Here is a 1,292-nt window from a genome sequence, read left to right as displayed (position 1 = left end):
CTAGTAGATTGTCGTTGCTTAACTCTGGAGTGTTTGGTGGGATGGCGCTGTCTGACTGACCTCCCCTACCAAGCAGAACGGGTGTCGTGGGTTCACAGAAGAAGCGTCCAGTCGTGCTGACCGAGTCGGATCGTGACGAGTTGGTTCGACTGACCAGGACAGGTGTGCATCCGGCTTCGATGATCATGCGTGCGCGGGTGCTGCTGGCGTTGGACACCTCCGGTGGCGCGGTCGATTCGCAGGAGGTGATCGCGGCGCGACTGGGAGTCTCGGGCGAGACTTTGCGCCTGGTCGCCAAGCGGTTCACCGAGACCGGTGGTGACGTGCATGCCACGATCTCGCGTAAGCGGCGGGACCTTCCGCCGGTGGCCTCGGTGATCACCGGTGAGGTCGAGGCCCGGTTGATCGCGTTGGCGTGCTCGGCCCCGCCGCAGGGGTATGGGCGGTGGTCGTTGCGGCTACTGGAGAAACACGTCGCGCTCACCCAGGACATCCCGGATCTGGATCACTCCACCATCGGACGGGTGTTAAAAAAACGGAACTGCGTCCTCATCTGAGGAAGTGCTGGACGATCCCGCCCCAGACGAACGCGGCCTTCGCCGCGGCGATGGAGGACGTTCTCGCGGTCTATGCCCGCGGCCACGACCCCGCCAGACCAGTGGTGTGCATGGACGAGAAGCCCTACCAGCTCCTGGCGCACGCCCGCGACCCGATCCCCGCCACACCGGGACGCGATCTCCAGCAGGACAGCGAGTACGTCCGCCACGGCACCTGTTCGATCTTCTGCTGGGTCGAACCCCTGGGCGGGTGGCGGCGGGTGGATGCCCAACCCCGCCGAACCAAGCTCGACTGGGCCGGGCAGGTCCAACGACTCCTGACCGTGGACTACCCCGAGGCCGACAAGGTCGTGCTGGTGATGGACAACCTCAACACCCACACCATCGCCTCGCTCTACGAGGCGTTCGACCCGGCCACCGCGTTCGCGCTGGCCCAGCGCCTGGAGATCCACCACACCCCCAAACACGGGTCCTGGCTCAACATCGCCGAGATCGAACTGTCCGCGCTGTCCCGGCAGTGCCTCGACCGCCGCATCGCCGACCTCGACACACTCAACGCCGAGCTCACCGCCTGGCAGCAGGCCACCAACGCCAACCAGCGTCAGGTCGACTGGCACTTCACCACCGACGATGCCCGCACCCGACTCCGCCACCTCTACACCAAAAATTAGAAGCGAAGGTCTACTAGTCGCGCGGTCGGATACCTGTGCCTCGGTGTTTTCCGTGCGCCAGCCG

At 65.2% G+C, this 1,292-nt stretch carries 2 protein-coding genes; both read left to right on the top strand.

Going from position 1 to position 1,292, the window contains the following annotated elements:
• Window positions 1–179 precede the first annotated feature (179 nt).
• Window positions 180–557 (top strand): helix-turn-helix domain-containing protein, encoded by a 378-nt coding sequence (locus tag F0L68_RS44040; protein ID WP_223199579.1) that lies wholly within the window; start codon window positions 180–182, stop codon window positions 555–557.
• Window positions 446–1,228: an IS630 family transposase gene (locus F0L68_RS40325; RefSeq protein WP_223199578.1), complete on the top strand. Its 783-nt coding sequence runs from the start codon at window positions 446–448 to the stop codon at window positions 1,226–1,228. Before F0L68_RS44040 ends, F0L68_RS40325 begins: the two co-directional genes overlap by 112 nt.
• Window positions 1,229–1,292: the final 64 nt, after the last annotated feature.

The organism is Solihabitans fulvus (genome assembly GCF_008386585.1).
In the GTDB taxonomy this organism is placed as follows: Bacteria; Actinomycetota; Actinomycetes; order Mycobacteriales; family Pseudonocardiaceae; genus Solihabitans; species Solihabitans fulvus.
Note: the sequence above shows the minus strand (reverse complement) of the source record. Positions and strands in the feature narration are given on the sequence as shown.